2 protein-coding genes and 1 pseudogene are annotated in these 1964 nt (G+C 39.8%); 1 reads left to right on the top strand and 2 read right to left on the bottom strand.

Going from position 1 to position 1964, the window contains the following annotated elements:
- Positions 1-91 precede the first annotated feature (91 nt).
- Together VLN09_RS05580 and pnuC are read right to left on the bottom strand one after the other, a co-directional pair.
- Positions 92-700 (bottom strand): ATP-binding protein, encoded by a 609-nt coding sequence (locus tag VLN09_RS05580; RefSeq protein ID WP_325244478.1) that lies wholly within the window; start codon positions 698-700, stop codon positions 92-94.
- Positions 651-1406 (bottom strand): nicotinamide riboside transporter PnuC, encoded by a 756-nt coding sequence (pnuC, locus tag VLN09_RS05575; protein WP_325244476.1) that lies wholly within the window; start codon positions 1404-1406, stop codon positions 651-653. The genes VLN09_RS05580 and pnuC overlap by 50 nt, the downstream gene beginning before the upstream one ends.
- Before the next feature lie 319 nt (positions 1407-1725).
- On the opposite strand from pnuC, the pseudogene VLN09_RS05570 reads away from it, so the two are divergent.
- Positions 1726-1964 (top strand): annotated as a pseudogene (locus VLN09_RS05570) (beta-ketoacyl-ACP synthase III); the annotation flags it as partial.

The following is a 1964-nucleotide window of genomic DNA, read 5'->3' as shown; positions in this document are numbered from 1 at the left end:
TTAAACACTAAGCTCGTGAGATAGTAATTGGCATAAAATTTAGCCATTTTTAGCCCACTTAGATGTCCATCGATTGAATTGAGGACACGCCCTAAGCATTATTATTTAATTTAAATAATTCTAGCAACTTTACCACCTGTTGAACACGAGCAGCTCGATTACCACTGATTGATTGAAATGATTTTTTGTGAATTGTTAACTGATCAGAAAAATAAGCGCTTATCTCATCTCGCTGATGCGGACTATCGCGCAAGTCGTCAGCAACCCAAGGCGTATCAACATCGGTCAATAATATCAAATCATAATAATGTGCCAATGCTGCTTGGGTGAGCGCTTCAGGGTAATTACCATAATACCAGTTAGAGTAGACCATGAGCTCAAACAAGCTAGTATCACAAAATAAATAATGGTTGTTATCGGGTGTTTGCGCGGCTTGCTCCGCGAGTTTGTTTTCTAACTCAATCTGACCTTGTGCAATAGGCAGCAAGTCATCCCACGTACAGGTCAGATGCTCTTCATCCCATTTTTCTTGTAGATAGGTGCGCATATACTCCGGCACCCAAGGACAGCCAAAATGGGTGGCTAAGTCACGGCACAGTGTGGTTTTCCCTGTACTTTCTGCGCCTAAAACTGCAATCTTGATGACGGATTTAGGCGTATGCTGTGTGAGATTGTGTGCGGTAGCGGCGTTGCCATTCATAATAAGCCCAAATTGCGATAAGAGTAAATACGACGTATTGCAGTGCGGTAAAGGTCAAACCTTTATAAAAATAGAGCGGTACTGAGATAGCATCAGCAACAATCCACAGAAGCCAATGCTCAATTTTGCGCCGCGCCATCAGCCACATCGCCATCAAAAATAGTGCCGTGGTCAGCATGTCGGTATAGTCAACCCACGTAAATAAATGCACACCAAGCACAGCGCCATCGAAGCTAAACTGATTGTTAATAACAGGTCTAAAATAATAAACCAGACCAACAAAAGTCATAGTCGCCGTGGCTAATAATACCAATATGGGTACGTCATTTTTATTTAAACGTTCTACTTGAATAAGGTTTGGCGCATCAGTATTTTGAAGCTCTTGTCTTCGGTTATGTTGAGCAGTGGGGTTTATATGGTCTTGATGCTGTGTAAGTTCTTTATTCTTTGACCAATTGATCCAGCCATAAATACTCATAACGGTATAATAAGCGTTGATAAACATATCACCAAATAATTGCCATTTCCATAACAGATAGACAAATATAGCGGTGCTGACCAAGCCAATAGGGAATACCAAAATATTGGTTTTACTGGCGAGTAGTACACTGGCTACCCCAAAGATAACCGCAATCAATTCCAATCCGATAAACAAGGTCGGATAGTCGGCATACTGACCAAACAACCAATTCAAAAGTTCCACCATTGTCATTCCAAAATAGATAATAAGTTTGATATTTCTTAATAGAGATGTAGACAATCAAAATGCAGACCAATTATTTATACAAATAACGTGAGTAAGCAAGGCTGATTATAGCGCAGCTGCTGAAAAATGAAGCCAATCTTTGCTTATTCTTGGCAAGAAGCTGATTATTTGTAACAAAGTATTAGAAAAATAATAATATTCAGGCATAATAAAGGCACTTATTTTAAGTTTACAGTCATTCACCCAAAATTAGACGACTGTTTTTTACCTCACCTTATGCTTATTTCAAGCCCTATAGTAGTAGACAAGGAAGCGCATCATGACGACTTGTATCACAGGCACTGGCCTGTATATCCCGCCTTTTAGCATCAGTAATGAAGAGCTAGTAGAGTCTTTTAACCAGTATGTTGAAAATTATAATACAAAACACACGGCTGACATTGAAGCAGGAACAGTCACGGCTCTTCAGCCTTCATCAGCGGCTTTTATCGAAAAAGTATCTGGTATCAAATCACGCTATGTGATGGAAAAAGACGGCATCTTAAACCCTGAAATCAT

The organism is Psychrobacter sp., assembly GCF_035469765.1.
In the GTDB taxonomy this organism is placed as follows: domain Bacteria; phylum Pseudomonadota; class Gammaproteobacteria; order Pseudomonadales; family Moraxellaceae; genus Psychrobacter.
The sequence above is the reverse complement of the archived record's forward strand: the minus strand, read 5'-3'. Positions and strand labels throughout refer to the sequence as shown.